This window comes from Paenibacillus sp. FSL R7-0210, assembly GCF_038009085.1.
GTDB classification, from domain to species: Bacteria; Bacillota; Bacilli; order Paenibacillales; family Paenibacillaceae; genus Paenibacillus_AQ; species Paenibacillus_AQ silagei.
In genome coordinates this window covers 1,270,818-1,297,796 of record NZ_JBBPAR010000001.1, presented here as the reverse complement: position 1 = coordinate 1,297,796, position 26,979 = coordinate 1,270,818, and the positions used below count along the sequence as shown (strand labels likewise).

The window sequence follows — 26,979 nt, the reverse complement described above, 5'->3', positions numbered from 1 at the left end:
TCCAGTCCCATATTAACCTTTAACCTTATTCTTTGCCAGGCAACCGTTAATTAGTTATCGAATTTGCCGTAGAATGCGTTGCGGTATACATCAGCAAGCTCGGAGACCAGCGGCATTTTAGGATTGGCAGTAGTACATTGGTCTTCAAATGCACGGTCAGCCAGATAGTCTACACGGGATTCGAAGTCCTTAGGATCGAAACCAAGAGCCGAGAAGGATTCTTCGATACCGAGTTTTTTGTTCATGTCGCGGATTGCATTGATCAGGCTGGTTACGCCTTCTTCGGTAGTGCGTGCAGGCAATCCCAGAATACGGGCGATTTCTGCGTACCGTTCGTCAGCTACAAAGTGCGAATATTTAGGGAACGAAGCGAACTTCGTAGGTTTCTTGGCATTGTAACGGATAACATGCGGCATCAGGATCGCATTGGTACGGCCGTGTGCGGTGTGATACTGTCCGCCCCATTTGTGTGCCAAGCTGTGGTTAATCCCCAGGAATGCGTTGGCAAAGGCCATACCGGCAAGCGTCGAAGCATTGTGCATTTTCTCACGGGCCAGCTTGTCGCCTTGCAGTGCGGATTTCTCCAGCCACTGGAACACCAGTTGGATGGCTTTGATTGCCAGACCATCGGTATAGTCACTGGCCATTACAGATACATAAGCTTCGATAGCATGTGTCAATACGTCCATTCCTGTATCGGCAACTGCAGTCTTAGGCAAGCTGTAGACAAACTCAGGGTCAATAATTGCTACGTCTGGAGTCAGCTCATAGTCAGCGAGCGGATACTTGGTATTATTGCCTGTTGTCTTGTCTGTGATAACTGCGAACGATGTTACTTCAGAACCTGTACCCGAAGTGGTTGGAATGGCAACGAATTTCGCTTTGTTGCCGAGCTTAGGGAATTTGTATACCCGTTTGCGGATATCCATGAACTTCTGTTTCAGGCCGTTGAAGTCTGCATCCGGATGTTCGTAGAACAGCCACATGCCCTTGGCAGCATCCATTGGGGAACCACCGCCGAGTGCGATGATGCAGTCCGGCTGGAATCTGTTCATCATAGCTGTACCTTTTTCTACAGTAGTAGTCGATGGATCCGGTTCAACTTCCGAGAACACTTCGATCGCTACAGGAGTCTGGCGCTGACGCAGATAGTGCTCAACTCTTTCAACATATCCCAGTTTAACCATTACAGGGTCAGTGATGATAGCAACGCGTGTGATATCAGGCATTTTGGCCAGGTACTGAGTGGCTCCCTTTTCGAAGTAAATCTTGTCAGGTACTTTAAACCATTGCATATTCACGGTACGACGATTCACCCTTTTCACGTTGATCAGATTGATTGCAGTGACGTTCTGCGATACCGAGTTGCGTCCGTAAGATCCGCAGCCCAGTGTCAATGAAGGGATATTAGTGTTGTAAATGTCGCCGATTGCGCCGTGAGTCGATGGCGAGTTGACGAGAATACGTCCGGTCTGCAGACGGTTGGAGAACTTCATGATTACTTCTTCGTTGTTGGAATGGATAGCCGAGCTGTGGCCCATGCCGCCAAATTCAACGATTTGAGCTGCGCGCTCGATACCCTGGTCAGCATTCTTCACCTTGTAGCAAGCCAGAACCGGGCTCAGCTTCTCAGCGGACAATGGATATTTAGTACCTACACCTTCAAGCTCAGCTACCAGGATCTTCGTTCCGGCAGGAACCTGAATGCCGCACATTTCAGCGATCTTCACAGCGGATTGGCCAACGATAGCCGGGTTAACTGCACATTTCTCTACGTTCATTGCGCCGCTGGTCAGCTTAGCTGCTTCTTCTTTGTTCACAAAGTAACAGCCGTTTGCAATCATTTTCTTTTTCACTTGATCGAAGATGGCTTCTTCAATGATAACTGCCTGCTCGGAAGCACAGATCATACCATTATCAAAAGTCTTCGACAGGATAAGGTCTGTTACAGCCTGATCAATATCAGCACTCTTCTCAATGAAGGCAGGCACGTTACCAGGACCTACGCCGAGTGCCGGTTTGCCGCAGCTGTAAGCTGCCTTGACCATTGCCGATCCGCCGGTTGCCAGAATCAGTGCAACATCCGGATTGTTCATCAGTGCGTTTGTTTTGTCCATCGTAGGAAGCTCAATCCATTGGATGAAGTTCTCAGGTGCGCCTGCTGCTACGCCTGCATCATGCAGAATTTTGGCTGCTGCCGCACTGCACTCTTGCGCTGACGGGTGGAAACCGAATATAATAGGGTTACGTGTTTTAGCGGAAATCAAAGCCTTAAACATCGTGGTGGATGTTGGATTGGTTACCGGTGTGATACCCATAATGATTCCGACTGGTTCAGCAATCTTCTGGAAGCTGTCATAAGCGTTATCCTCAATAACGCCTACAGTCTTGTCGTACTTAATACCGTGCCAGATATATTCAGTGGAGAAGATGTTCTTTGTAATTTTGTCTTCGTATACTCCGCGTCCTGTTTCTTCAACAGCCAGTTTTGCCAGGTACATATGCTTGTCGAGTCCGGCCAGCGCCATTGCATGAACGATTGTGTTTGTCTGCTCTTGATCCAGGCCCATGAACGCTTCGTGGGCTTTCTTTGCTTTATCCACCAAAACCTGAATGTACTCTTCAGCGGTGGTTTGTTTCACTTGGGCGGCGACTTCGTTTTTAACTGCCATCTCCCTCGTCCTCCTGTCAATTTTTAGGTTGTTTCTTTCTATACATTTATCTTAGCACATCCTTTTCACCTTGTATAGTGAAATCTTTCACAAAGTTTAAAGTTTTTTTTGAGTTGTTTTCAAAGCGCTTTCATTCGATCATATACTAGCGTTTTTTCCATATTATATGTAATATTTAATTGATATTTGTCTATTCTGCGAACGCAATACGGCAGGTTACAGTGTTGATGGCCCACTTTGCCTTACGATGCCGGGCGGGCCTCAGGAATTCTGCTCATGAATGCCAAGCCGTCACCTCGGTTCATCCATGGCTCTTCTATAGACTCACTCTGACGGTGAATATAAATATAAATCTCTGCTTACAAGTGGAAACGGCTTTGTCGCCCTTTTAAAAGGAGGGTAAATTACCCTGCGGGTGAACAATGCTAATGCATCTCTCACCGGCCGCTTTGAAGGAGCAGTAAGGAGCAGTAATGTTGCAGTTTTTGCAGGATTTCTATATACCTTTTACGGGTTGCAAGTACAATGTTGCATTATTTGCACAAATTCCGGTGTTTAGAGCACGTTAGCGCTGAATTTGTTGCAGTTCGTGCAGGATTTCAGCATAGAACGCTTCTTTGGGGCATTAATGTTGCACTTTTGGCAGGATTCCTCTTAAAAGGTTACTGGCATAATTTCCTGAAAGGAAAAAAAGGAGACAGCATCTCCGCTGTCCCCCCTTATTCATCTCTTCCCCCAAGTCTAGGAAGATACATCTCAGGCTACTCTACCTTAATCGTATCGAAGAATTTCTTCTGTACGGTTGCGGCGGCTGCATCAAGCTGGGCCTTGGAGTCCGTGCCTTCCTTGGCAAATAGCTCCTGAATGACATTGGACATGGTTGCATAGTAGTCCTGGGTGTTGTATTGCGCCTCAGGTTTGCCGTCGAGCAGAGCCATAATATCTGTATTGTATTGATATACGATATCAGAGTATTTGTCATACACTGCTTTGGTTTTCTTGCCGAACTCGGAATCAGCGGCATAGTAATCAAGAAGCGGCGGAATGAAGTATTTGCCGTCTGCCTTGCGCTGCTGCAGAATGGCATCGAGCGCTTCCAGGCCTTTATCCGAGAAATAGTCGAAGGTAATATAACGGAAGGCCATCTCCTGCTCATCCTTGCTGGCGTTAGGGTTGATGACCAGATAGTCGCCGCCGAGAACACCGGTATGCTTGCCGCCTTTCTCAGCCGCAGGCATTGGATAGGTCAGCACATCCTCAGGCTTGAACCCGCCCTGGTTAAGCGCCTGTTCAATGACTCCGTCTGATCCGGCCATTACCATCGCGGTACGGCCCTGCTGGAAGGCACCTACAGCATCTCCCCAGCCGAGCGCCCAATCCTGGGGAACGGCCCCAGCTTCCCATCTAAGCTTCTTATAGAAGTCCAGCGCTTTGATCCCGGCTTCGGAATTGAAGGTTGCCACCACCTTGCCGCCTTCAATCTTCTGAATCTCCCCGCCTGCTTCAAACAGGAGGTTGGTCCAGTTCCAGCCTGCTTCGTTGCCCTTGCCCATTGGCGCAATCCCGGAGATGCCTTTCTTGGGATCGGCCACTCCTTTGGCTGTGTTCAGCATGTCGTCCCAGGTCCAATCCATTGGAGGTACGGCTACACCTTTGTCATCCAGCATCTTCTTGTTGATCATTGTTGTAGTGACGTAACCCTTCTGGGTAACCCCATACACCTTGCCGTCGATGATGAACTGGCTCTGCAGCACAGGGTTGATCTGATCCTTGAACTCATAGTTGTTCCACAGATCGGTGATGTCGGCTACCCAGCCCTTCTCAATCAGGAATTTGGCTTCGGTGGCATACGTGTTGAAGAAGGTCGGCGCTTCATTCGCTGCCATCTTCACCCCGATCTCGCTTACATTATACTGCCAGTCGTCCTTGACGATCTCCACGTTCGGATAGACTTCCTGGAACCGCTTGATTTTGTCATCCTCCTGTGCTCTCACCTCGGTCAGGTCCGGCGTAGGATAGTGGATTTTGATTGTTACCTTTCTCTGGGTGATATCGTCAGCCGGTGCTGCAGACGGAGTGGCTGACTCTTCGGCCGCCTGGGTTGCTGCTGGCGCAGGTGTCGCTTCTCCCCCGTCAGCCGCCGGCTTGTTGCCGTTATTATTGCCGCCGCAAGCAGACAATATCGTCCCCGTGACCAGGAGGCAGGCGAATACGCTGGAAACTTTACGCATGGTAACTCCCCTTTTCCATATCATAATGAGCTTACAAATTCATCTTAAAAGAGAAACCGTTTACAAACGAGGTGTATTTATATTCCCTTCATGTGCAGGTTTACGATCTCAACCGGACCTCTTCCTTCCTGCTTAGCCTTTGACCGCAGACAATGAAACTCCGCGCATAATGAACTTCTGGAAGACCAGGAACACGAGGATCGGCGGCAGAGAGACAATGAACAGAATTGCGAATTTGATGTTCGTGTTCAGTGCTTTTACATTAATAACATACTTATAGATAGCGGTAGCGAGCGTATACTTCTCCTCACTGTGCATGACCAGCGACGGCCAGAACCAGTCATTCCAGGCTGTGGAGAAGATGAAGATCGCCAGTGTTGCAAAAATCGGAACCGACAGCGGCACCGCGATGGTGAAGAAGCTTCTCGGCTCCGAAGCCCCGTCCATCCGTGCGGCTTCCAGAATCTCGGGATGAATCCCGTCGAAGAAATTCTTAAGCAGCAGGAAGAAGAACGTGTTCGCGCCTGCCGGCAGCCAGAAGGCCGCATATTGATTGAGCAGGCCCAGCTCCTTCAGATTGACAAAGTTCGGAATCATATAGCTCGTGGCCGGAATGAACAGCGTCATCAAGAAGAAGAAATAGAAGGCCTTGCGGTAAGGCACATTCATCCGTGAGATACTGAAGGACGCGAGTCCCAGTACAATTAGAGTGACGACCATATTCCCTACAAAAATATACAGGGTGTTCCGCAGAAACATGGCCAGATCGATGTAATCCAGCGCATCCTTCAGGTTACCGAAATGCCATTCCTGCGGAAAAAAATGCGGCGGAAAGGAATTGACCTCGATATTCGACTTCAGCCCGTTGAACATCGTCATAAGGATGGGGTACAGCATGCTGAATATCATCAGGACAATGAACAGCACCATAATTCCGTAGACCACCCTGTTGCTGGTCTTTTTCAGGTCATGCTCCGAGAGAATACCTCTGTCTGCGCTCTTCATCCTAGTTGTCCTCCTTGTTAAGCTTGAACTGAAGAATGCCCAAACCGCCCAGAACAACAAACATCAGCATCCCCAGCGCAGTCGCCGTACCATAATCCAGTCTGGTAAAAGCATACTTCACAATAAGCAGCGCATACGTCAGCGTAGCATTGTTCGGCCCCCCGTCCAGCAAGGCCATCTGTGACTGGTAGCCCTGAGAGGTGGCGATCACCTGAAGAATCAGCATCAGCAGAATCAGATTGCGCAGCGAAGGCAGGGTGATGTGGCGGATACGCGCCCAGACTCCGGCTCCGTCAATCTCGGCGGCTTCATACCAGTCCCTGGGAATACTAAGCACCGCAGCAAGATAGATCAGCATCCCCGAGCCGAACTGCTGCCAGGTCTCCATGAAGACCAGCGAGATCATCGACCACCGGGTATCGGTCAGGAAGGCGATCTGCTCCGCTCCGGTGCTGCCGATTACCGCATTTATAGGTCCAACGGGATCATACAGCCAACGCCACAGCCCGTATAGGACTACAGCAGGCATGACGTATGGCAAATACGCAGCAACGCGCACGAATCCGCCGAATTTCCGCAACTCGGAGATGGCAATGGCAAAGGCAATCGGAACCCAGAAGCCGATCACCAGGCAGAGCAGCATATAGTACAAGGTGTTTTTGACAGCAATCAGCACATCGGGGTCAGTAAGTGCCCTGGCATAATTGTCCAGGCCGACGAAGGTATTCCCTTTGACGAAATCAACGGTGTAGAAGCTGTACAGGAACCCTTTGAAGATAGGCACCCACATAAACATAATGAAGATAATCAATGCGGGGACAAGAAACATCACGCCCCAATAATTCTTTTTCCAGCGGTTCTGCTTGTACGGCTTGCTCTCCAGCTCCGCTGGAAGGTGATCATGTAACGCAGCAGACTGATTCATTCCGGCTCCCTCATTCCTGTCGTCTTTCAGCACTTTTCGGGAAAGCGCCTCCTGTCTTCATTGTAGGAAATGAGGGAGAGACTTAACATGTCTATATCTATGGCAATCGTAAGCGTTCTTACTTCTTCAGTTCGCTGGGGCTGAGCCCGTAGTATTTTTTGAAAATTTTGCTGAAATGCTCCGGCGACTCGTATCCTACCCGCTCCGCAATCTCATACCGCCGCAGATCGGTGTTCAGAATCATCTCCCGGCTGTCCTCCATCCGCAGCTTAATGACATATTCCCACAGGTTATAGCCTGTATTCTTCTTGAACAGATAGCTCAGATAATTAGGGCTGACATGATTCTTCTTGGCTACTTCATGGATCGTCAGACCCTTCTGGGCGTAATTCCCGTCAATGTATTCCTTTGCCTTCTGCACGATCAGATTGCTGTGCGTGTGCAGTTCCTCGGGTGACGGATCAGCAGCATAGTTGTTCCAGTTGAAATCCCCATAATAGAACACATAATGATCGGCATGCTCGTTGTTCCAGAGGATCGCCTTCGAGGCTTGCCGGTTCAGCACATCCATGAAGCTCAGCCCCTTCAGAATCTGGCTGATGCCGATGACAGCCCGGAGCTGCAAATAGCGGTTAATATTGTAGTGGAGGCTGCGACCCAGCACCTCCAGCCGGCTCAGCTGGCCGGTGGATGGCTCCTCGTAGCTCTGCTCATCCCACTGAATCAACACGGTAATCTCACCGTCCGGCGAATAGAACGCGGTAGAATTCCACTCCTGGTCCAGCAGCTCCTTGGCAATATTCAAGGCGGCGTAACGCAGCAGGCTATGATCGCGGGTAGTGTACCTCTGCTCAGGCCGGTCTTGCGGCAGGGGAAGCTTGATTTTGATCACCGCAAAATACGGCCCCTGCAGCCTCAGCTCATCCAGCTTGCGCCGCTTCTCCTCTGCCCCCAGTACCGCCGCAGTCTCCGTAAGCAGACTGTTCAGCAGCTCACTGTACTCGGGAAGCGGCTCCTCCAGGCGGAAGCGGTCTCCATTCCCATCCATGTAAGTGGCCAGCTCCGGCGACGGTCTATTCATCTTCAGGACGACACTGCGCACCGAATCCAGGAACTGCTCACTGTTCAGCGGCTTGATCAGATAGTCTCTCGCCCCCAGCCGGACGGCCATCTGGGCATACTGAAAGGTCTCATGCGCAGAGATGACGATCGTCTGCATCCAGGGCCTGGTCATTTTGGCATGCTGCATCAGTTCGATCCCGCTCATCGCCCCCATCTGGATATCGGTCACAAGCAGATCGATCTCCTCCATACGGATACAATCCAGTGCCTCATACCCGCTGCCGGCCGTATAGATATGGTCAATATCCAGCCCGGAAGCAGCCAGCAGACTGGTCAGTCCTTTGCAAATGAGCGGCTCATCATCAACAACCAGTATATTGAACACCGTATTCTCTCCTCTACTCTATAGTCTCTGACTTCGGAAGGATCACACTTACTATCGTGCCTCCGCGCTCGCGCGCTCTATAGCTGATCCCGTAATCCCCGCCGAAGTGCAGCTGCACACGCTGATGGATATTGCGGATACCGTAGCCGTTAACCGGGTTCGGGCTGTCATCATTGAGTATCTGTTCGATAGCCTTATAATCGACCTGCTTATAGCCGTTATCCTCAATGGTAATCCGAATCCGGCCATCCTCCAGCACAGAGGTAATAATGATTTCGCCGTCCTCCTCCATATGCTTAACCCCGTGGATAATGGCATTCTCGATCAGGGGCTGTAGAGTGATCTTGGGAATCAGATTCCTGGTCGTCCCGGGAGCGATATTCCAGATAACGGCGAACACATAATCATGCCGGTGCTGCTGGAGCTTGATGTAGGCACCGGCATGCTCAAGCTCCTCTTCGAGCGTGATCAGCTCCCGGCCCCGGCTTAAGCTGATCTTCATCAGCTTGGATAATTCCTTGATCATTTCCGCGGATTCCACGTTGCCTTCGAGCGAGCTTTTCCAATAAATACTCTCCAGAGTGTTGTACAGCAGATGCGGGTTGATCTGCTGATAGAGCAGCTGCAGCTGCGATTCCTTCTGCTTCAGCTCCATCTGGTATTTGTACATAATCAGGCTGTTGAGCCTGCGGGCCATATCATATGTGGCGTTAATCAGCACACTGACCTCATCGTTGCTTCCTCTGCGGGGAGTCTCGGGCACACGGTTGCCCGGCTCATACTTGCGCACAAAAAAAGCCAGCTTCTGCAAAGGGGTCATCAGCGAACGCCAGAAGTAGGTAATGATGATCAGTCCGAAGAGCGCGTAAGCCACCGTTATGTATTGAATGACGCGTTTCATTTCGTTCTGCTGCTGGAGCAGGGATTTGACGGGTACCTTGTAGACCAGCTTTTGCTCAAAGGCATGATTGTTGTTCACCACATAGATGAAGTCATCAGTGATAATATCCTCGGTTCCCTCCGGATCTCCCGCCTCCGAGCCGTCCGGCAGGACGATCACCTCTCCGGTTGAATTCGTGGTGGAGGCCAGTACACGGTTGCTCATATCCGTCAGATAAATTTCTCCGTCCGGCAGAGAGATGGATCTCAGCGATTCACCGATCTTCGATTCCATCTTGGTCACCACCAGCACGCCGAGCGTTCCTTCCCCGCGGTAAATATTATTGACAGCCCTGACATACGTAAGCGTCTTCAGATCTTCGGCCTGCGGACTCAGCTTCTCGGTGAACATCAGGGTACCGCGGCCTTTCTGCTGCACCACCTGTTCGAACCAGTACGGCCGTTCCTCCTTGGAGAAAAAATAAACCCCCGCCTTCTTCACCTGCGGAAAATTGGGAGCGAAAAAGTAGTAGTTATCTGGATCATATACGTACAGCGAGTAGTAAATGCCGTCCCCCCGCTCCGCTCCCTGCGAATAGCTGCCGAGCAGCTTCTCGATGGTCTCATAACGTTCCACACGCTCCAGCACCGTATCATTCCCGCTCATATTGAGCTGCTGCAGGACCGGATTCTGGATGACGGTGGTCGTTATTTTGTTCACTGTATCGATGTCTCTGTTAATAATGGCGAAATTCTGCTTGTTCAGCTCCACATAGGCATTGGTCACATGGTGCTTCAGAATCTCCTCTGCCTTGTAGTTGCCGTAGCTGTTCAGAATCAGAATAGGCGTAATCATAATCAGGAACAGCAGAATCAACTGCTGCTTAACACTGAGCCTGACAATGGGTTTCACAAGCATGGACAACATCTGGATTCACCTCCAGTTTTAATAATATAACAAACGTATAAGCGCTTACACAGGTTTATTTCAAAGTTCTTTATGTCCATTTGTATGGAGTTTCTTACCCAAGTAAAAACCAGCCCTCACACGAACATCCCGCGTTGGACTGGTTTTATAGTGCTTCATCCTGAGCACATTGAGCCGGACGGCTTATGCTAGCTGTAATTCTTCCTCTACTGTTCTCAAAAAAGCAAGCACAGCAGCAATCATCTGCTCCAGCCCCTGTTGTTCAATCGGAAAATGACCTGCACCCTCTAAAATCACAGATTCTTTTCTGCTTTTAAGATGGTCATAAAATGGTCTGCTGAAGCGGTAAGGAGTCATAGGGTCTAATTGAGGATGAACAAGTAATACCGGACAAAGGTCAAACTGCTGAGGTTTCAGGACCGGTTTCATATTTAGAAAGGTTCTTAATAAGCGTAAAGGGATTTTTGTTCCTGCCGCATGAGGATCATTCATGATGAGTCTGGTCAGTTCAGCGTTGTTCGTGATCCATTTCATCCGGGATACTTTATTCACAGAGATCTGCAGGGTATCTGTTAGGGCAGGGAATTGATTCATACACCATCCGCCTAACCGGCTAATGAGTTTGTTAGGAGCTAGCTGATCACGAACCTTCGAATCACTCGTATCTACAAATGTCGTTGCTATTAACCCTTTGACCCGCTTACTTTGTACAGCAGTATGATAAGCTAACATGCCTCCAATACTGGAGCCCAGCAAAATAACAGGCTTGCCGTCCCGGCTCAGCTCCTGTTCGATCAGTTCAACCAGTATGTCAATCCACAGCTGATAATCCACTGAGTTCACTGAATGGGTGTAGCTTAAACCATAAGGCGGCAAATCCGGTGACACTACTTCGTAACCGTAGGTTTGCAGCATCCGCGCATAAGGAGCGAGCAATCTTCCATTGCCTCCAGCGCCATGAATGAATATGATCTTTAATTTCGCCTGCGGGACCGTCATACGATCCAGATGAATATGGGCATCCTTCCAGATCATCCATTCCTCAGTTGGCATATGTTCCGCATCGATCTGCATTTCCTTAGAAAAAAATTTTTGATATTGTTTCCAATAAGTCACCGATTGGTTATAGGATGAACCCGAACCCTTGTTCATGAATATGTAGTTCCTTTCCACGCTTCCTCGCTTAGGGGACAGGAATTTCTTTTTCCATAATAAAATCATCCATAACAAATCCATTGCCGATATCCGCCATTTGTCCCCGTAGGGTCCGGAAGCCTTTTTTCTTATATACCGCAATGCTGGTTTCGTTATCACGATTGACTGTCAGCCAGATATGAGTCAGATTACGGTCCTGACACAGCTTCTCCAGGAAGGCCAACGCTTGGCTGGCATAGCTGCGCCCCCTGTACTCCTTACTGATATAAAACTTGCTCAAAAAGAGCTTCCCTTCCTCTTCTCTGGCCGACATATATCCGGCTGTGGAGCCTTCGCCGTTATGGATCAAGTAATATTCGTAGCCCTGATGATGGATCTGATCCGTTATCGCGGGAACCGATTGGAACTTTTCAATCATGTAATCAATCTGCGCGATAGTAATAATGGAGACATAATGTTCGTGCCATATTTCTGCTGCCAACCGGGCAACCTCAGCAGTTTCTTCCGCTGTATTCACTTGTGGAAATCTAAGCTCCATAATATGTACCTGCCTTTCCTGAGTCTCTCGTATCACGCTATCCGTAGAATATTATAAATTAATATAGAAGCATAGTCACCTGGAGCGGTTATCTAAAGGTCTCTAACCCTGCAAAAAAAGAACGTCCTGCTGCCGGCCGGCAGCGTGGGACGCTCTTCATCTCAGCTGATGTATCACCGTCCCCTTGGACGTGGGCATAGATACAGAAGTTCACGCTCTCGTATATCCGTTCAATTGCAGCCACGAGGCACAGGCATCCGTCCAGGTCTTGGTGTGCGGCTCTTCAGGGGCTAAGCCCAGACCGTGTACACCGTGCGCATAGATATGCAGATCGAATGGAACCTTATGACGGCTAAGACCTGCGGCGAACAGCAGGCTGTTCTCCACCGGGACATAATCATCATCAGAGGTATGCCAAAGGAACGTTGGCGGCGTGTCCGGGGTTACCTGGAACTCGCTGCTGAGCTTAAGCGACAGCTCCGCATCAGGAATGTCTCCCAGCAGATTCTCCTTCGAGCCTTGATGCGTGACCCCTTCGGTCATCGAGATAACCGGGTAGCATAGAATGAGGCGGTCAGGACGGCTGGACAACCGCTCCAATGGCTCCGGGTGATCAGGATTGCCCAGATCATAAGATACCCCGGCGGTAGAAGCGAGATGTCCGCCCGCCGAGAAACCCAGAATGCCGAGACGGTCCGGGTCAATGCCGAATTCGTCCGAGCGGAAGCGGATCGTACGCAGCGCCCGCTGCGCATCCTGAAGCGCACTCGGGTATTGATAGGGCGCTACACGATAGCGCAATACGAAGGCGGAGATGCCCAGTGTATTCAGCCACTGCGCCACGGGCCCTCCCTCATGATCGGCACGCATAGCGTACCCACCTCCCGGACAAACCAGCACAGCAGCATTCCCCTTGCCTTCTACTAAATACGGTGTAATCGCAGGCAGATCTTCTTTGCTGGTTCCCAGCGCTCCAGGCGCCCCTTCAGGCCATAGCAACAACGTTTCCATCATCATCCCTCAAGCTTTCCTTCTATAATAGAATAGATAATAGAGGAAAAAAGTTCCTCAAGAGCCATTCTATCAAGCCCTTACAATTCATGCAATCCGGATATCACCAGATCCGCTGCCTTCAGCACTTCAGGCTTCCCGATACCTACCACCCGCATTCCGGCCGCCTTCCCGGCGGCTACTCCAGCCTCAGCATCCTCGAACACCACACAGTCCTGCGGCTCCAGCCCCAGCTCCCGGCAGGCAGACTGGAACACCTCAGGGTCCGGCTTAGCCCGGGCTACCTTATTGCCGTCAATAACAACGTCGAACAGCCCCGCAATATTCAGCTTCTCCAGTATGAATTCCGCATTCTTACTCGCAGAGCCAAGGGCAATAGCCACGCCGCGTGCTCTGAGCGCATTCAGATAGGCTCTGACTCCAGGCAGCAGCTCTGATTCATCCAGACCTGAGATATATTCTACATAAAGGCGGTTCTTCTTCTCCGCCATCGCCAGCTTCTCTGCTTCGCTGTATTCAAGGCCGCCAATCTCTAGAAGAATATCCAGGGATCTCATCCGGCTGACGCCCTTGAGCCGCTCATTGTCCTGTTCGGTGAACGGGAAGCCCAGCTCCCCGGCGAGCGAGCGCCAGGCCAGATAATGATACTTCGCCGTGTCTACAATCACGCCATCCAGATCGAAGATAGCGCCCTTCATATGCTCCAGCATCATTGTCATGCTCCTCTCTGATTGGACTCAGACGCTAACTCCAGGATCGCACCGGGAGGGCACGGCACCACCTCACCGCCGAACCCGGCGAAGCTTACCGCTTCGCTGTTGCCCGGCGCTGCCGTAACCGTGATCTCTTCGCGGCCGATCCGCAGCCGGAAGCTGCCGCCGCGCAGAATCACCGGCAGCTCAATGGAACTCCAGGTCTCCGGCAGAGACGGCTTAAGGGTGACGGTCTGTCCATCAAACCGCACACCCGCGAAGCCAAGAACCGCAGCCATCCACGCGCCACCGTTCGCCGCCGGATGCGTCCCGCCAATATAGAGGTCTCCGACATACTGCTTCGATTCACCGGTTAGATCTACGGTGGCAGTGCGCATGAAATACGGATATCCCCAATCCGGCAAGCCGATATCCGCTGCAGCCAGCGCATAGATACACGCGCTGAGGCTGGAGCCATGCTCGGTTTGCGGCTCATAGAATTTCCAGTTGGCCTGCTTCACTTCCCTGCTGAATCTGTCCCGGAACAGATGAAGCATGAGCACCACATCGGCCTGCTTCAGGATTCTTGTGGTTGTTGCCAGCCCGTTGCCTCCGCCCCAGTACTCATTCGGGTGAATGACCCGTGCCTTCAGCTCAGCCAGAGACACATCCTCCAGTTGCAGATAATGGTCGAATTGTTCAATCACCAGCGTATCCGGGTCCGGCTGCGGAACATAGAGCTGTGCCAGCATTGCTGTGAACTCATCCAGGAACGGCCCGTCTGCATACGATTCAGCAAGACCGTTATACACGGCCGGATATTTGTCCTGCAACCGCTCTGCTGTCTGCAAGGCAATCTTCAGTGTCTCCTGAACCATGGCGCTCGTAAATGCGTTATTATTCACCCGCTCATGATATTCATCCGGTCCGGTAACATCCAGCAGCTCATACCGCTGCTTCACGGGATTATAATAAGCATAGGAATAGAAGAAACGCGTACATTCCCAGATCACCTCCGCCCCGCCGTCCGCCAGAATGCTGTCATCTCCCGTGAAGGTCACGTATTGCCAGAGTCCGTGCACGACATCTGCACTGATATGAATCTGCTTATCGCGGAAATAGGTCCGCATGGGTCGCCCGGTAAATACATCGTTCACATTGAACAGGGTGCAGGCATCATCCCCCGAATCCTGACTCTCCCAGGCATAAAAAGCGCCCAAATATCCGTACTCCGCCGCCTTCCGCCGCGCACCGTCCAGCGTGTGGATGCGGTACATCATCAGATTGCGGGCAATCCCAGGATCACTGTGCAGGAAAAAGGGCAGCATGAACATCTCCGTATCCCAGAATACGGCCCCCTTATAGACCTGCCCGGACAAGCCGCGCGCCGGAATCGAGACCTTCTCCGACTTCGTCGGTGCAATGATCAGCAACTGATACATACTGTACCGCAGCGCAAGCTGCGCTTCTTCATCCCCTTCAATGACACAATCGCTGCGTAACCATCGCTCCGCCCACTTGCGCCGGTGAACCTCCAGCAGGCCGGGATACCCTGTAGCGGCGGCCTCCTGGACGGCCCGCACCGCCTGCTCATCAGGGCTGCCTTCCGCAGGAGCGCCTTCTATATCCAGGCCCGTGTACACGGCTGCATATTTGCACCATGTATGAGTCTCACCTGCCTTGGCTTCTATAGAAATATGGCGCAGCGCGGTTCCTCCATCCAGCTCGATAACAGCGTCAACCCGCTTCGCCTGTTCAGCGGTACCGAACACTATAAGCTCCGCCACCGCCACCGGCAGCCCCAGCTCCCCGGTAACTGCTGTTGACAGCAGCGCCCCGCCGTGCGAGCGGCTCTGTTGCTCCAGCAGATGGGGACCGTTGATATCCCACACTGCGGCATCGATTCCTGTAGTAATCTGTATCCGGCAGTCGGCGGTGCAGTGAAGGGTCCATCTGGCAGCCAGCAGATGGAGCTGATCCATGCTGACAAACCGCTCGGCGGTCAGGGTCAGCTTCCCGCCTCCCGGGATGCTGAACATTGTCTCCCGCCGGTGGATAGCTGAGCGGAGATCCAGGCTCTGAGTATGAGCCAATGGTTCGGTATCCAACACATTTAGCTTGCAGCCGTTGGCGCTGACTACCGTATACAGCCCGTTCGGTGCGTTCACCGGCTCACGCCATTTGTCGCCTGCCCGGTCATACACTCCGGCCAATGTAACCGCCGCAAGCTGCTCCTTCCCGAACTCCTCAAGGACTCCCCGGAAGCCCATATAGCCATTGCCGGTCATAAATTTGTTGCCGTTCGCCGTAATCCGCCCAGGCTCGAAGCTGCGCTCAGTTACCGTCCAGTCCATTACACAGTCATCCCTTCAGCGAGAGGAAGCTCGATTCCTGCTTCATCTACGGTCACCCGCTGATCATAGATCAGCACCTCTGTGCTTCCGCCATTGACTGCTCTGAAGAAAACCGACTCTGCATTTACCGTAATACCCAGCAGTACGCCCCTGCACATCACCTGGAAGCTGTAAGCGGTCCACTTCTGCGGCAGCACCGGCCGGAAGGACAGACAATCTCCATCCGAGCGCATCCCCCCGAAGCCGTAGACGATGTTCATCCACGCTGCGGCGATCGATGTGGTGTGCAGCCCTTCCCGGGTATTGCGGTTATAGTTGTCCAGATCCAGGCGCGTGGCGAACTCGAAGAACCGGTACGCTTCCTCCGATTTGCCCAGCTCACTGGCCAGAATCGAGTGAATCGACGGCGAGAGCGAGGACTCATGAATACATCTCGGTTCATAATATTCATAATTCGCCAGCTTGGTCTCGCGGGAGAACTGCCCGTTGTACAGGAACATGAACATCAGCACATCCGGCTGCTTGATCATATCGTAACGGTACAGGCGGTCATACGACCAATTCGAGTACAGCGGGAACTCAGTCACCGGAATGGAGTGAATGTCGATATGCGGCATATCAAAAAATCCGTCATGCTCCTCGTAGATGCCGCTGCCGGGATCGAACGGGATTTTCATATGGACACGCTTGTGGTCCCAGTCAACCAATTCCTCCTCGCGGAGTGCAGTAACCTCTATAACCGCCGCATATTCTTCAGGCGCCTCTGCCTTCATGAGGGCTACTGTTTCGAGCGTATATTCGAATAACTTCTGAGCCAACAGATTGATGTAGCAGTTATTGTTAACCATAAGCTGGAATTCATCCGGCCCCATCACGCCGAAATATCCGTATTCCCCGGTGCGTTGACCCCACTGGCCGCGGGATGCGTAGAAACGGCTGATCTGAATCAGCATTTCGGCGCCTTTGCTGTAGAGAAATTCCAGGTCCCCGGTGTTCTTCACATAATGCCAGATGCCGTAGGCGACTGCTGTCCCGACATGAAGCTGCAGATTGGAATGCTGCCACAGGTCACAGCTCTCTGTCCCGTCAATCGTGGCAATCGGATAGAATGCGCCCGCGCAATCCACATCCTTCCCGCGCTGGAGCGCTTGAGGCAGCGTCTTGTAGCGGAATTCCAGCAGACTGCGGGCCGCCTTCGGGTTATTGAACAGATAGAACGGCAGACAGTAGGACTCGGTATCCCAGAAGGCAAGCCCCCGGTAAGCTTCGCCGGTTAACCCTTTGGCACCGATGTTATACCCGGGATGGTCCCCGTGATATGTCTGATACAACTGAAAAATACAAAAACGGATGCCCTGCTGATTCTCCGGGTCGCCCTCAATCCGGATATCGCTGGTTGCCCAGATGCTGCTCCAATAGGAGGCTTGGTCAGCAACCACCTCTTCCTCCACCAGCCGGTCCGCCGCTGCTGCAAGCTCCATGCCTTTTGTCCAGAGACGGTCTGTAGCTGGGGCAGCATCCGTGCCTGTCACATTGACCACAAGCTTCGTGAAGGATGCAGGCTCCCGTTCAGCCAGCATAAGTGAGAATTGCCGCCCGATATACCGGTCATCTTCCACAAGCTCCGTATGCAGCGCCTGTGAAGACTTCAGGACAAAGCCCGAGAACAGCTGATTTCCGGTTGTCAGCGTACGGGCCATAATGGCAGTTATTGCTCCTTCCCCGCCGCGCTGCTGCTCTTTCCACATACTCTGGCCGTGTTCCTCATGAACCATGCCGAAGTCAAGGCCAGTACAAATATCTACCTTACCCGTGAAATTAAGCGCGGTGAAGCTAATCTGCTGCAGTCCCAGATGGGACAGAGTCATGCTGACCAGGCGTGTGAAGCAGAGCTTCAGCTTTTTCCCGTCCGCCAGCAGCCAGATGAACTCCCGTGTATAGGTTCCCGTCTGGAAATCCAGTCTGCGCGTATACGCCTCTATGCGGGAGTAAGCCAGATCCAGGGTTTCACCGTCCACCGAGATCCGGGTATGCAGCCAGTCCACGCTGTTCACCATGTAGCGCAGCGACCGGATAATGCCTTTATAATGATTGCCAACCTCCATTTGCTCATTCAACCCGTTGAAATAGCTCCCCGGCAAGGAATCGCCGCTGTAGCCCTCGTCCGCATACCCCCGTACCCCCATATACTCATTGCCCAGTGAAAAAATAGATTCCGAAGTCCGGTTGCGTTCCGGATCAAAGCCTTCCTCAATAATTGCCCAGGGATCGACCTTCAGATAGGGATCTGCTACTTTTGCCATAATTGAAACTCTCCTTCGCTAAATGAGGCTTGGTCCGCTCCTCCGCTCACACAGCGGAAACAACAGACACTTTAGTTCCAGAGTATCGCTAAGCCCGCCCGTGACCAAGGTCCGCCTGTAAGCGAGTTATGTGCATTTGTACGGATCATATGGAATACGGACGACAAACGCAAAAAAGCCGCCCCCCTCTGCATCTATCCAGAACAGGTGACAACTGATATAATATCCTTTGAATCATGTAAAGAAGCCTATCATACGCCCAAAAACATAAGCTTTCTCACACAAATGAAGTGAAATTTATCACAATGTTAAAAATTCGACACTTTTATACGAAAATACTTACCCATAAAGAGGAATTTCAAGGTATAATTAATTTAAAATTTACTGAAAAACTGAGGGAATAAAGGGGATGTCGATTATGATAAAGGAACATTATAATGTTATCGAAGCCCGCGGCAATACAAACTGTTTCTCCGAGCAGAACTTTAACCGCCTGTTGGTCACCATGAAGGAACGTGTAGTCCCTGAAGGATCACACCTGTTCTGGGAAGGCGATTTCTCGGATAAACTGTTTTATATCAAGCGTGGACGTGTGAAATTGACCAAATCTACAGACGAAGGCAAGGAACTGATTCTGTATATGTATCAGGCTGGCGATATGGTAGGTCAGGCTGACCCGTTCTTCAGCACGAAGCATAGCTTCACGGCCGAAGTCATTGAAGAGAGTGAGGTTGGCGTGATCGAGCAGAAGGATCTGGAGATTCTGATCTGCCAGCACTGCGACTTCTCCATTGACTTCATGAAATGGATGGGGATCCATCACCGTCTCACACAGACCAAATTCCGCGATCTGATGATGTACGGCAAACCGGGCGCACTCTGCTCCACACTGATCCGTCTTGGCAACACCTATGGTGAGAAGACAGGCGACAGCATTCTGATCAACAAAAAAATCACGCATACAGATCTGTCCAACATGATTGGCGCTACCCGTGAGAGCGTTAACCGGATGCTTAGTGATCTGCGCAAAAAAGATGCAGTGGAGTATGAGAATGGCATGATCGTCATCAAGGATCTGGCGATGCTTCAGGAAATCTGCCACTGCGAATTATGTCCTAATGAAATTTGCCGAATTTAATTTCCTATCAATAATACCCTCTATTCACCTCATTGAAACATATCTGACCCAATAAATTTAATAGAGTGGTCAAGGCGCCCTGTCCGGCGTCTTTTTTTCTTGTCTGGCGATGAATTTACCGCACTGGCGGAACATCCTATGTACCTTTTACTTCCCAATCATCATAATATTCTGGTGTTACAGGCAGCTCCTCCCCCCTAAAGAACTTAGCAGCATGTACGGCTAACGGAGAAGCTGAATCGAGGGTTATTCTAGTGATATCCACCCATTCCGCCCCGCGGGAATCCTGTTCTTCGAACATTGAAATGGCAACAGGCTCTTCTTCCCCGGTCATTTCAACCTGATACAAGGCTGCCAGATGATGCATTTGTGTAAAGTGATCTTCGTTATGCCGGATAAAGAAATCGTAGGTGCCCAGGTTTTGTTGTACCTTTACTCTATAACCAGTCTCTTCAATAAACTCTCTGACCAAGCCATCAACCAGGGATTCACCAGCCTCCAGTCTTCCCCCAGGCAGATCGTATCTTCCGCTATAAGGGCCTCTTCCTTTATGGATCACCAGCAGCCTGCCGTCACGCTGACAAATTCCATATACGCCAAAATGGTTAAAACTTGCCATCGAAGCCCTCGCCTCCGTTCATTTTCTAAATAGATCACCTTTATCAGTAAGCTATACCGACACGGGATCTTATGAAATCGCCAGCATCAATTTGACTATAAGTGAATTCCGCTGTATCCGCTACAGATATTTCAGAACCGCCTCTGGGCAAAATATCTCGTCTCACACGATAGGTCCCCATACGTTCTCCTTCCAGCAGAGCGGTTGGGCACACAATGGTCCATTTCAGAGTCGATCGCTCCAACAAGCGATAGGCTTGTTCATGTTCTTCTGCAGCACGGGTTGACCTGCGTTTAGATTCGCTGGATTGGTAACGCAGGAGTTCAGGCGAAAGCTCACTTTGGAGAATACCCGCAGTTCCTACGGTTATAATACGCTCTATCCCTTCCTCATACATGGCTCCGATGATAAAAGGCATACTGTCTGTAAGCGTGGTTGTCCCATCGGTGTTCAATGCACTAATCACTACATCATTCTCCTGCACTGCCCGGGCGACATCTTCTTGATTAAGAACATTACCTTGGAGGATCGTCAGGTTGGCATGGAGAGGCTGAACCTTCTCCGGGTTACGGACCAGTACTGTAACATGATGTCCATCCTGAAGAGCATGGGTAACAATGTGGCTCCCCACCCGGCCGGTGGCACCTAGAATCAATATATTCATATGAAAATAACCTCCTGGTAAGAATTATCCCTATTATAGCAGGGATAGAGCGGCAAAAAAGCCCCGCAGCCATGTGGCAGCTGCGGAGCTTGATATTGGATCTAGCTTGCTTTCTTCGTCTGAGGAGGAGCTGATACGTTACGCGGAGTCCGTACTGGCGAGATTAGCCAGTAGGCCATTCCGACAAAGACACCGCCGCCGATGATATTGCCAAGCGTAACAGGAATCATGTTGTGGAACCAGCCGGCGATGCTCACTGTCTCTGGATGATTCGGCAGCAGCACGGCTACGCTCAGGAGCGTCATGTTCGCTACACTGTGTTCATAGCCGCTCGCGATGAAGGCGAACAGACACCACCAGATCAGGACCAGCTTCGCCGCTTCACTCTTGGCGCGGGAGGACATCCACAGTGCCAGGCAGACCAGCCAGTTACAGAGAATGCCGCGGAAGAACAGCTCCGAGAACGGAAGGCTCATCTTTTTGGCGGCGGCTGCGAAGATCAGATGCTCGGCAGGCGCTGCCTTGAAGAGGCCCGATCCCTGAATCAGCAGCGCCAGCACCACTGCACCAGCTACATTGCCGAGGAATACCAGGACCCAGTTCTTCACCGTGTCCCAGACTGTAGTTCTCCCGGCAAGCGTGCTCACTGTGAAGAACATATTATTACCTGTAAACAGCTCTGAGCCTGCGAATACAACCAAGGTCAAGGCAATCCCGAAGGATGCTCCCATAATCAGCGGCTGGAACGGTGACTTAATCGCTGCCAGCGGTGCCCCCAGTGAGAAGATCAGAATAATACCAATCCCCACATATGCTCCTGCCAGGAGGGCCGCCAAAAAATATTTGGGCAAGCTCTCATTCATTTTGTCGCGTTTCCCTACGGCTGTCTCAACGATATTCTCTACGCTCTGCGTAAACATATCCGCACCTGCTCTTCCTTTAATTTAGGGTTGTTACTGCCGCAGGCAGAGTGACCTTAACAACTCCGCCCTCTACTGTAACCGGATAGACTTCTGCCTGCCCCCGGTCCGGTGCCTGAACCTCTCCGGTACGAAGGTCGATCTTCCAGTCATGCAGCGGATCATATAAATAATAGCCTGATACGATACCTTCCGCGAGCGGACCGCCCTTCGGGTGGGGACTGTGGTTGCGAACCGCATAGACTGCGCCGTCCGATGTGCGGAATATGGCTAATTCCACCTCTCCTGCATGAACTACCCGGCCGATCTGCGGCATGAAATCTTCCACTACACCTATCGTATATTCCCGATTGCTCCGTTCCATTATGCTCTCTCCCTCTCCCTTTAGACTATACCTGTGTCTCTTCGAACAGCGCAGTACGGGTGTTTTTGTCATCCAGCATTTTCCGCCAAGGATCACTCACCTGGGCCAGTGCAAAGTCAATACGTGCCGCCAGCTCTTTACGGTTGTCGTCATTGCCCATAACCACTGTCTGGATATGCTCAAGACCCATGCGCTCTACCCATTCGGAGGTTCTCTCCAGGTAATTACCGGTCTCACGGTAGTACTGGATTACAGCGGAGCAGACCTCAACCAGTTCCTCGTCGGTCTTCACCTTGCAGAAGGCATCTGCGATCCGTGGTTTAATCCCGCCGTTGCCGCCGATGAATACCTCCCAGCCGCCGTCATTGCCGACAATCCCGATATCCTTCGTGCAGGACTCGGCACAGTTACGCGGACAGCCGTTAACCGCCATCTTGAACTTGGCCGGCATATCCAGCCGCTCATATTTACGCTCAAGCATAGCGCCCATGCCCATGGAATCCTGTGTGCCGAAGCGGCAGAACTGCGAACCCACGCAAGTTTTTACCGTACGCAGCGACTTCGCATAACCATAGCCGGACGGCATATCCAGCTCCTCCCACACCTTAGGTACATCTTCTTTTTTGACACCGATCAGGTCAAGACGTTGTCCGCCCGTTACCTTCACAACCTTCACATCATACTTCAGGGACACATCGGCAATCCGCTTCAAATCCTCAGGAGTGGTCACCCCGCCATACATCCGCGGTATAACTGTATAGGTTCCGTCCTTCTGAATATTGGCGCTCATCCGTTCATTGACGAACCGGGATTCTTTCTCATCCTCATGAGTGTCAGGGTAGATCATCCCCAGATAATAGTTCACGGCAGGGCGGCATTTCGAACAGCCTTCTGCCTGCTTCCAGTCCAGGACATGCATGACTTCCTTGGTGGTCCGGAGCCCTTTAGCCGTAATCTCGGCTACGATCTCATCCCGGCTAAGCGAGGTGCAGCTGCAAATCCCCTGCTTGGCGCTCTGCTGGAAGTTGTCTCCGAGAACGAATTGCAGAATCTGCTCCACCACTGGCTTACAGCCGCCGCATGAGCGGGTTGCACCCGTGCAGGCTTTGATCTCATCCACCGTAGTGAAGCCGTTCTCCGTAACAGCATCTACAATGGCTTTTTTGGTTACGCCGTTGCAGCCGCAGACGATTTCTTCATCGGCCATCGCTTCGACGGACATGCCTTTCTTGGCTCCGCCTCCGCCGCAGCAGCTTGTGCCCATAACTTCATCATAGATTTCATTGGTCATCTCTGTGCTGTTTTTCACAAGCTTCTGCAGGTTGGCAGATTCCGTTACATCACCGAACAAGACGGCACCGACAATCACATTATCCTTAAGCAAAATCTTCTTGTAGGTTCGCTTCCATTCATCCTTGGCAGAAATGACGGTATGCTCCGGTGTTTCGGTGAATTCACCAGCGGAGAATACATCTACCCCGGAAATTTTGAGCTTGGTTGCTACAACTGAGCCTTCATAGCCCGGAGTCTGTACACCAGACAAATGCTTGGCAAGAACCATCCCTTGCTCGAATAGCGGTGCAACGAGTCCGTAGCAGGTTCCCCGGTGTTCTGTACATTCGCCGACAGAATACACATCTGCCATAGAAGTCTGCATATAATCGTCAACTACGATCCCGCGGTTAACGGTGATTCCGCTGTCCTTCGCAAGCTGGACATTCGGCTTGATTCCAACAGCCATCACTACAAACTCTGCCGGCAGCTCACTGCCGTCACTGAAGCGCAGACCGGTAACCCGTTCTTCGCCTGTCAGCTCTACCGTCTGCTTGCCCATGGCGAATTTCACACCTTGACGTGTAAGCTCTGCCTGCAGCATTGAAGAAGCGGTACGGTCCAGCTGGCGCTCCATCAGATCCTCCAGCAGATGCACAACGGTAACATCCATACCCAGGTTGACCAGGCCTTTCGCAGCTTCAAGACCTAGCAGTCCTCCACCGATCACAGCCGCCGTGCGGTACTGCTTCGCCGCTGCCAGCATCGCATCGCAGTCCGCGATATCGCGGAACCCGACTACCCCATACTTGGTGCTGCCGGGTACGGGTAGAATGAAAGAATTCGAGCCTGTTGCAATAATTGCTTTATCGTAAGGAACCGCCAGTCCATTATCGGTCAATATTAGTTTGTTCTGTTCATCGATCCGGGTAACAGTTGTGCCGGTATGCAGTGTAATATGATTATCTTCATACCACCCGAGATCGTTGAGAATGATGTCTTCAATTGTTTTGCTGCCTTCAAGTACATAGGACAACATAATCCGGTTATAGTTGGGATGCGGCTCACTGCCGAAGACAGTAATATCATAAGCGCCGCCCAGCTTCAGAATCTGTTCAATAGTGCCTACTCCCGCCATGCCATTCCCAATCAGCACTAACTTTTCTCTTTCCGCTGCCACTGGTAGACCCTCCTTCAGAAACTCTGATTTCTTCAATAACTTTACCTGATAGAGAAATTATACTGTCCCCAATTCCATGACAAGTGTGACCACAGTCACACGGTATGTGAATTTTTTCACACAAGTGGAGATGACTTCTCCTGTCCAAAAAAAACGGATACCCATGCAGTTTCGCACAGATATCCATTCATCGGGTACATGATCTCACTCATATACTTCATTCACTTATTTCAGTACCAGAGAGATCTCCAGCTTGTCCTGCGGACTGAGCTTCATGTCCACTCCATTACCGAGCAGACCTTTATCGTTGACCTTCAGTCTCCATTCCTCGCTGCTGAGCGGTGTATAATCCATAACAGTAAGCACCGTCCGGTTATCCTCGGCAAGCCGGACCATACCGCTGTTCTTGAGCAGTCCCTTGACGGACATATCCTGCATAAAAGAAAGCACATGCGAATGTGTCAGCTCCGGCTGCTCGCTCCCCCCGTTCACCGTGATGATGACAGGCTGAAACATCTTTCCGGTTCCGGCAGGCCCTGCTGACATCGTAATGGCCGAACCCGGTTCCAGCGTCGTATTCAGCTCTTGAACCTTCTTGCCGTTCACCTGAACCTCCCAGCTCATATCCGGACCCAGGGAGACCTTATTCACCTCAAGAATACTGGTTCCATCCGCTGAAAATGTAACAACGCCGCTCTTTCTGAACAGCTCTATTATTGAATTCCCAGGCACGTAAGCTTCGTTAAGCAATCTGGCCGAGCTTCCGGCCATTTCACTGTCACCCACCTTGACTGAAAAGGTTAATCCTTGGCCTCCGTTACTGCTGCCGCCATTCTCTGATCCCAAGCCACAACCGCTTGCCGCGGCTAGCAAGAGAAGGCACAGCATGAAGCGCATCCATTTCGTGGACATCCCACGGCACCGCCTTCATATGTATTTTCCCAGACTCTTTAAGGATAACGCATAGAGGAAGGGTTCTCAAATCATTTCTGCCGGAAGAAAAAGTAAAAAGCCCCCGAAGGGACTTCTACCTTGCAGCAGGTTCTATTGATACCGCAGGAACAAAATGTTGTTCTCCAGATGTACATGCTCGAAGGTCATGCCTTCCAGTTCTTCAAGGCGGGCATAGGTCAGGCGATAAGTCGTGCAGGCATGTGCAGGCGGTGTGTAGTCATTAGTAACTCTGCGCAGCTCGCGCAGAATCTCTCCGGCCCCGTCATGCTCAGCTTCCAAATTATGCAGCAGTCCGCGCAGCTCCGCAAGTCCTTCTTCGGTGGGGTTCTGAGTGTAGGCCAGCATCTTAGGGAATTCGCTCTCTTCTTCCTTCGCTGTATGCTGCAGCAGCTCTTCACGCAGCATATTGAACAGACGGTGCATTTCTCCGAGGTGCGGTGAATCCTCACCGTGAACGCGGAACACCTTGGTTACATTTTGACTGATTAACGGAAGCTCTTCACGCAGATAACGGTGATGCTTGTTCACAATATAATCCACCAGCTCCTCCGAAGAAGCCTCGTTCCAGGCGGTATCCTCTTCCAGAACCGGGTGCTGCTCTTGCAGCTTGTTCAGCTCCTGCACCATTGCTGCCGGATCAAGACCCTTCTCGGCAGCGGCTTCAGCCAGCGGCTTGGCACCTCCGCAGCAGAAATCGATCCGTTGTGCCTTGAAATAATCTGCTGCTTTGGGGAACTGCAGGACAATATCTCTGACCATTGCTTCCGGGGTGAACCCGGGATGAATTGTTGTATCGTTTAATTGATTGGACGCCATGTTGGCCCCTCCTCAGGTTAAGATGTAGGTTTGTGCTTCTTTTCACTTCTACACCTTATCACTGGGCTTAGGCGGAACTTGTGATTGTACGCACTGAATATAACAAATTTTAATGAACGCGAACTTTTAGTATTCTTATGTAAAATATACTAGACATTTTGTTTTATATATTTTACAATATGCGTGAGGTGAGGGAATGGGGAAGAATCTGAGGCTCAAAGCCTCCAGAGCGGCAAAAGACATGTCGCAAAAGCAGCTGGCGGATGCCGTGGGGGTCACAAGACAGACAATTATCGCGATTGAGAATGGTGATTACAACCCCACTCTGAGGTTGTGCATTGACATTTGTGTAACCCTTGGGAAGACGCTGGATCAATTATTTTGGGAGGGAACGAAGGATGAGCAGAACGAACCTGGATGAGAGACAATTGCAGCAGCGGCACAAGGCGGGGAATCAGGCATTTCTTTTGATGGCATTCTTATTGCTGGCAGACATGGCGCTGCAAAACTACGGAATGAAGTGGCTGGAATATCCGCTTAGTAATTACGCAATTTTCATGCTGGGTGTGGGTTCCTATCTCGTACGGCTGATCTGGAGCGGTGCATATGTGGGACCGGGCGGAGCACAGGGCGGAGCAAAAGGGAAAAACGTTCTGGGGGCACTGCTGGCGATCGTGGTGGCAGCCTGCATCCTTATCGTTACCTTCGTGAATCCAACCGCCCAATCAGCAGCAAACAGCGGTGCGAACGGGAAGGTGATTCTGATCATTTCCGTTACAGCAGGACTGGTCATCTTAAGCACCGTGTACTTGATCCGGCGGAGGAATAACCGGGCGGAGTAGAGTGGCTTGTACTGCTGTGAGTGACTAGAAGTACAAATAAAGGAGGAGCGGAGCGATCGCCTTTGTGTTT

The 26,979-nt window shown here is 51.2% G+C and carries 22 protein-coding genes; 3 read left to right on the top strand and 19 right to left on the bottom strand.

What is annotated here, in order from left to right; genetic code table 11:
- Positions 1-50 precede the first annotated feature (50 nt).
- From adhE to MKY64_RS05355, 12 genes are all read right to left on the bottom strand, one after another.
- Entirely contained in the window at positions 51-2,672 is a 2,622-nt protein-coding gene (adhE, locus tag MKY64_RS05410) for a bifunctional acetaldehyde-CoA/alcohol dehydrogenase (protein ID WP_036731873.1), read from the bottom strand.
- Positions 2,673-3,433: 761 nt separating this feature from the next.
- Positions 3,434-4,903 carry an ABC transporter substrate-binding protein gene (locus MKY64_RS05405; RefSeq protein WP_340951426.1) on the bottom strand — a complete coding sequence of 490 codons (1,470 nt, stop codon included), beginning with the start codon at positions 4,901-4,903 and terminating at the stop codon, positions 3,434-3,436.
- Between the two features lie 132 nt (positions 4,904-5,035).
- Entirely contained in the window at positions 5,036-5,908 is an 873-nt protein-coding gene (locus tag MKY64_RS05400; RefSeq protein ID WP_340951424.1) for a carbohydrate ABC transporter permease, read from the bottom strand.
- Position 5,909: 1 nt separating this feature from the next.
- Positions 5,910-6,737 carry a carbohydrate ABC transporter permease gene (locus MKY64_RS05395; RefSeq protein WP_340958025.1) on the bottom strand — a complete coding sequence of 276 codons (828 nt, stop codon included), beginning with the start codon at positions 6,735-6,737 and terminating at the stop codon, positions 5,910-5,912.
- Positions 6,738-6,951: 214 nt separating this feature from the next.
- Entirely contained in the window at positions 6,952-8,280 is a 1,329-nt protein-coding gene (locus MKY64_RS05390; protein ID WP_340951422.1) for a response regulator, read from the bottom strand.
- Between the two features lie 13 nt (positions 8,281-8,293).
- On the bottom strand, positions 8,294-10,087 hold the full coding sequence (locus MKY64_RS05385; RefSeq protein WP_340951421.1) for a cache domain-containing sensor histidine kinase: 1,794 nt from the start codon (positions 10,085-10,087) through the stop codon (positions 8,294-8,296).
- Between the two features lie 183 nt (positions 10,088-10,270).
- Entirely contained in the window at positions 10,271-11,239 is a 969-nt protein-coding gene (locus MKY64_RS05380) for an alpha/beta hydrolase (protein WP_340951419.1), read from the bottom strand.
- A gap of 31 nt (positions 11,240-11,270) precedes the next feature.
- Complete coding sequence (locus tag MKY64_RS05375; protein WP_340951417.1) at positions 11,271-11,780, bottom strand: GNAT family N-acetyltransferase; 510 nt, start codon at positions 11,778-11,780, stop codon at positions 11,271-11,273.
- Between the two features lie 210 nt (positions 11,781-11,990).
- The gene (locus tag MKY64_RS05370) at positions 11,991-12,791 is read right to left on the bottom strand and encodes an alpha/beta hydrolase (protein ID WP_340958024.1); all 801 of its coding nucleotides are present in this window, start codon (positions 12,789-12,791) and stop codon (positions 11,991-11,993) included.
- Positions 12,792-12,871: 80 nt separating this feature from the next.
- Positions 12,872-13,501 (bottom strand): beta-phosphoglucomutase, encoded by a 630-nt coding sequence (gene pgmB / locus MKY64_RS05365; RefSeq protein ID WP_340958023.1) that lies wholly within the window; start codon positions 13,499-13,501, stop codon positions 12,872-12,874.
- Positions 13,502-13,506: 5 nt separating this feature from the next.
- Entirely contained in the window at positions 13,507-15,837 is a 2,331-nt protein-coding gene (locus MKY64_RS05360) for a glycosyl hydrolase family 65 protein (RefSeq protein WP_340951414.1), read from the bottom strand.
- The gene (locus tag MKY64_RS05355; protein WP_340951412.1) at positions 15,837-18,140 is read right to left on the bottom strand and encodes a glycoside hydrolase family 65 protein; all 2,304 of its coding nucleotides are present in this window, start codon (positions 18,138-18,140) and stop codon (positions 15,837-15,839) included. The genes MKY64_RS05360 and MKY64_RS05355 overlap by 1 nt, the downstream gene beginning before the upstream one ends.
- A 418-nt stretch (positions 18,141-18,558) precedes the next feature.
- Between MKY64_RS05355 and MKY64_RS05350 the strand changes: the two genes are divergently transcribed.
- Positions 18,559-19,278 carry a Crp/Fnr family transcriptional regulator gene (locus MKY64_RS05350; RefSeq protein ID WP_245368069.1) on the top strand — a complete coding sequence of 240 codons (720 nt, stop codon included), beginning with the start codon at positions 18,559-18,561 and terminating at the stop codon, positions 19,276-19,278.
- 136 nt (positions 19,279-19,414) lie between these two features.
- Here MKY64_RS05350 and MKY64_RS05345 read toward each other — a convergent pair whose 3' ends face one another.
- The 7 genes from MKY64_RS05345 to ric all read right to left on the bottom strand — a co-directional run bounded on the left by MKY64_RS05345 (position 19,415) and on the right by ric (position 26,037).
- The gene (locus tag MKY64_RS05345; RefSeq protein WP_339310516.1) at positions 19,415-19,897 is read right to left on the bottom strand and encodes an NUDIX hydrolase; all 483 of its coding nucleotides are present in this window, start codon (positions 19,895-19,897) and stop codon (positions 19,415-19,417) included.
- Positions 19,898-19,940: 43 nt separating this feature from the next.
- Positions 19,941-20,561 carry an NAD(P)-dependent oxidoreductase gene (locus tag MKY64_RS05340; protein WP_340951411.1) on the bottom strand — a complete coding sequence of 207 codons (621 nt, stop codon included), beginning with the start codon at positions 20,559-20,561 and terminating at the stop codon, positions 19,941-19,943.
- Between the two features lie 101 nt (positions 20,562-20,662).
- Positions 20,663-21,481 carry a formate/nitrite transporter family protein gene (locus tag MKY64_RS05335; RefSeq protein WP_209871242.1) on the bottom strand — a complete coding sequence of 273 codons (819 nt, stop codon included), beginning with the start codon at positions 21,479-21,481 and terminating at the stop codon, positions 20,663-20,665.
- 19 nt (positions 21,482-21,500) lie between these two features.
- A complete protein-coding gene (nirD, locus tag MKY64_RS05330; RefSeq protein WP_339310521.1) occupies positions 21,501-21,845 on the bottom strand; it encodes a nitrite reductase small subunit NirD in 345 nt (114 codons plus the stop codon).
- A gap of 25 nt (positions 21,846-21,870) precedes the next feature.
- Complete coding sequence (gene nirB / locus MKY64_RS05325) at positions 21,871-24,297, bottom strand: nitrite reductase large subunit NirB (RefSeq protein ID WP_339310522.1); 2,427 nt, start codon at positions 24,295-24,297, stop codon at positions 21,871-21,873.
- A gap of 225 nt (positions 24,298-24,522) precedes the next feature.
- Positions 24,523-25,209, bottom strand: a complete 687-nt coding sequence (locus tag MKY64_RS05320; RefSeq protein WP_339310524.1) for a hypothetical protein — start codon at positions 25,207-25,209, stop codon at positions 24,523-24,525.
- 132 nt (positions 25,210-25,341) lie between these two features.
- Entirely contained in the window at positions 25,342-26,037 is a 696-nt protein-coding gene (gene ric, locus MKY64_RS05315; protein ID WP_155991686.1) for an iron-sulfur cluster repair di-iron protein, read from the bottom strand.
- A 226-nt stretch (positions 26,038-26,263) separates the two neighbouring features.
- On the opposite strand from ric, the gene MKY64_RS05310 reads away from it, so the two are divergent.
- Entirely contained in the window at positions 26,264-26,488 is a 225-nt protein-coding gene (locus tag MKY64_RS05310; RefSeq protein ID WP_036698494.1) for a helix-turn-helix transcriptional regulator, read from the top strand.
- Positions 26,466-26,909, top strand: coding sequence for a DUF6773 family protein (locus MKY64_RS05305; protein WP_209871255.1), 444 nt, complete (start codon positions 26,466-26,468; stop codon positions 26,907-26,909). The genes MKY64_RS05310 and MKY64_RS05305 overlap by 23 nt, the downstream gene beginning before the upstream one ends.
- Positions 26,910-26,979: the final 70 nt, after the last annotated feature.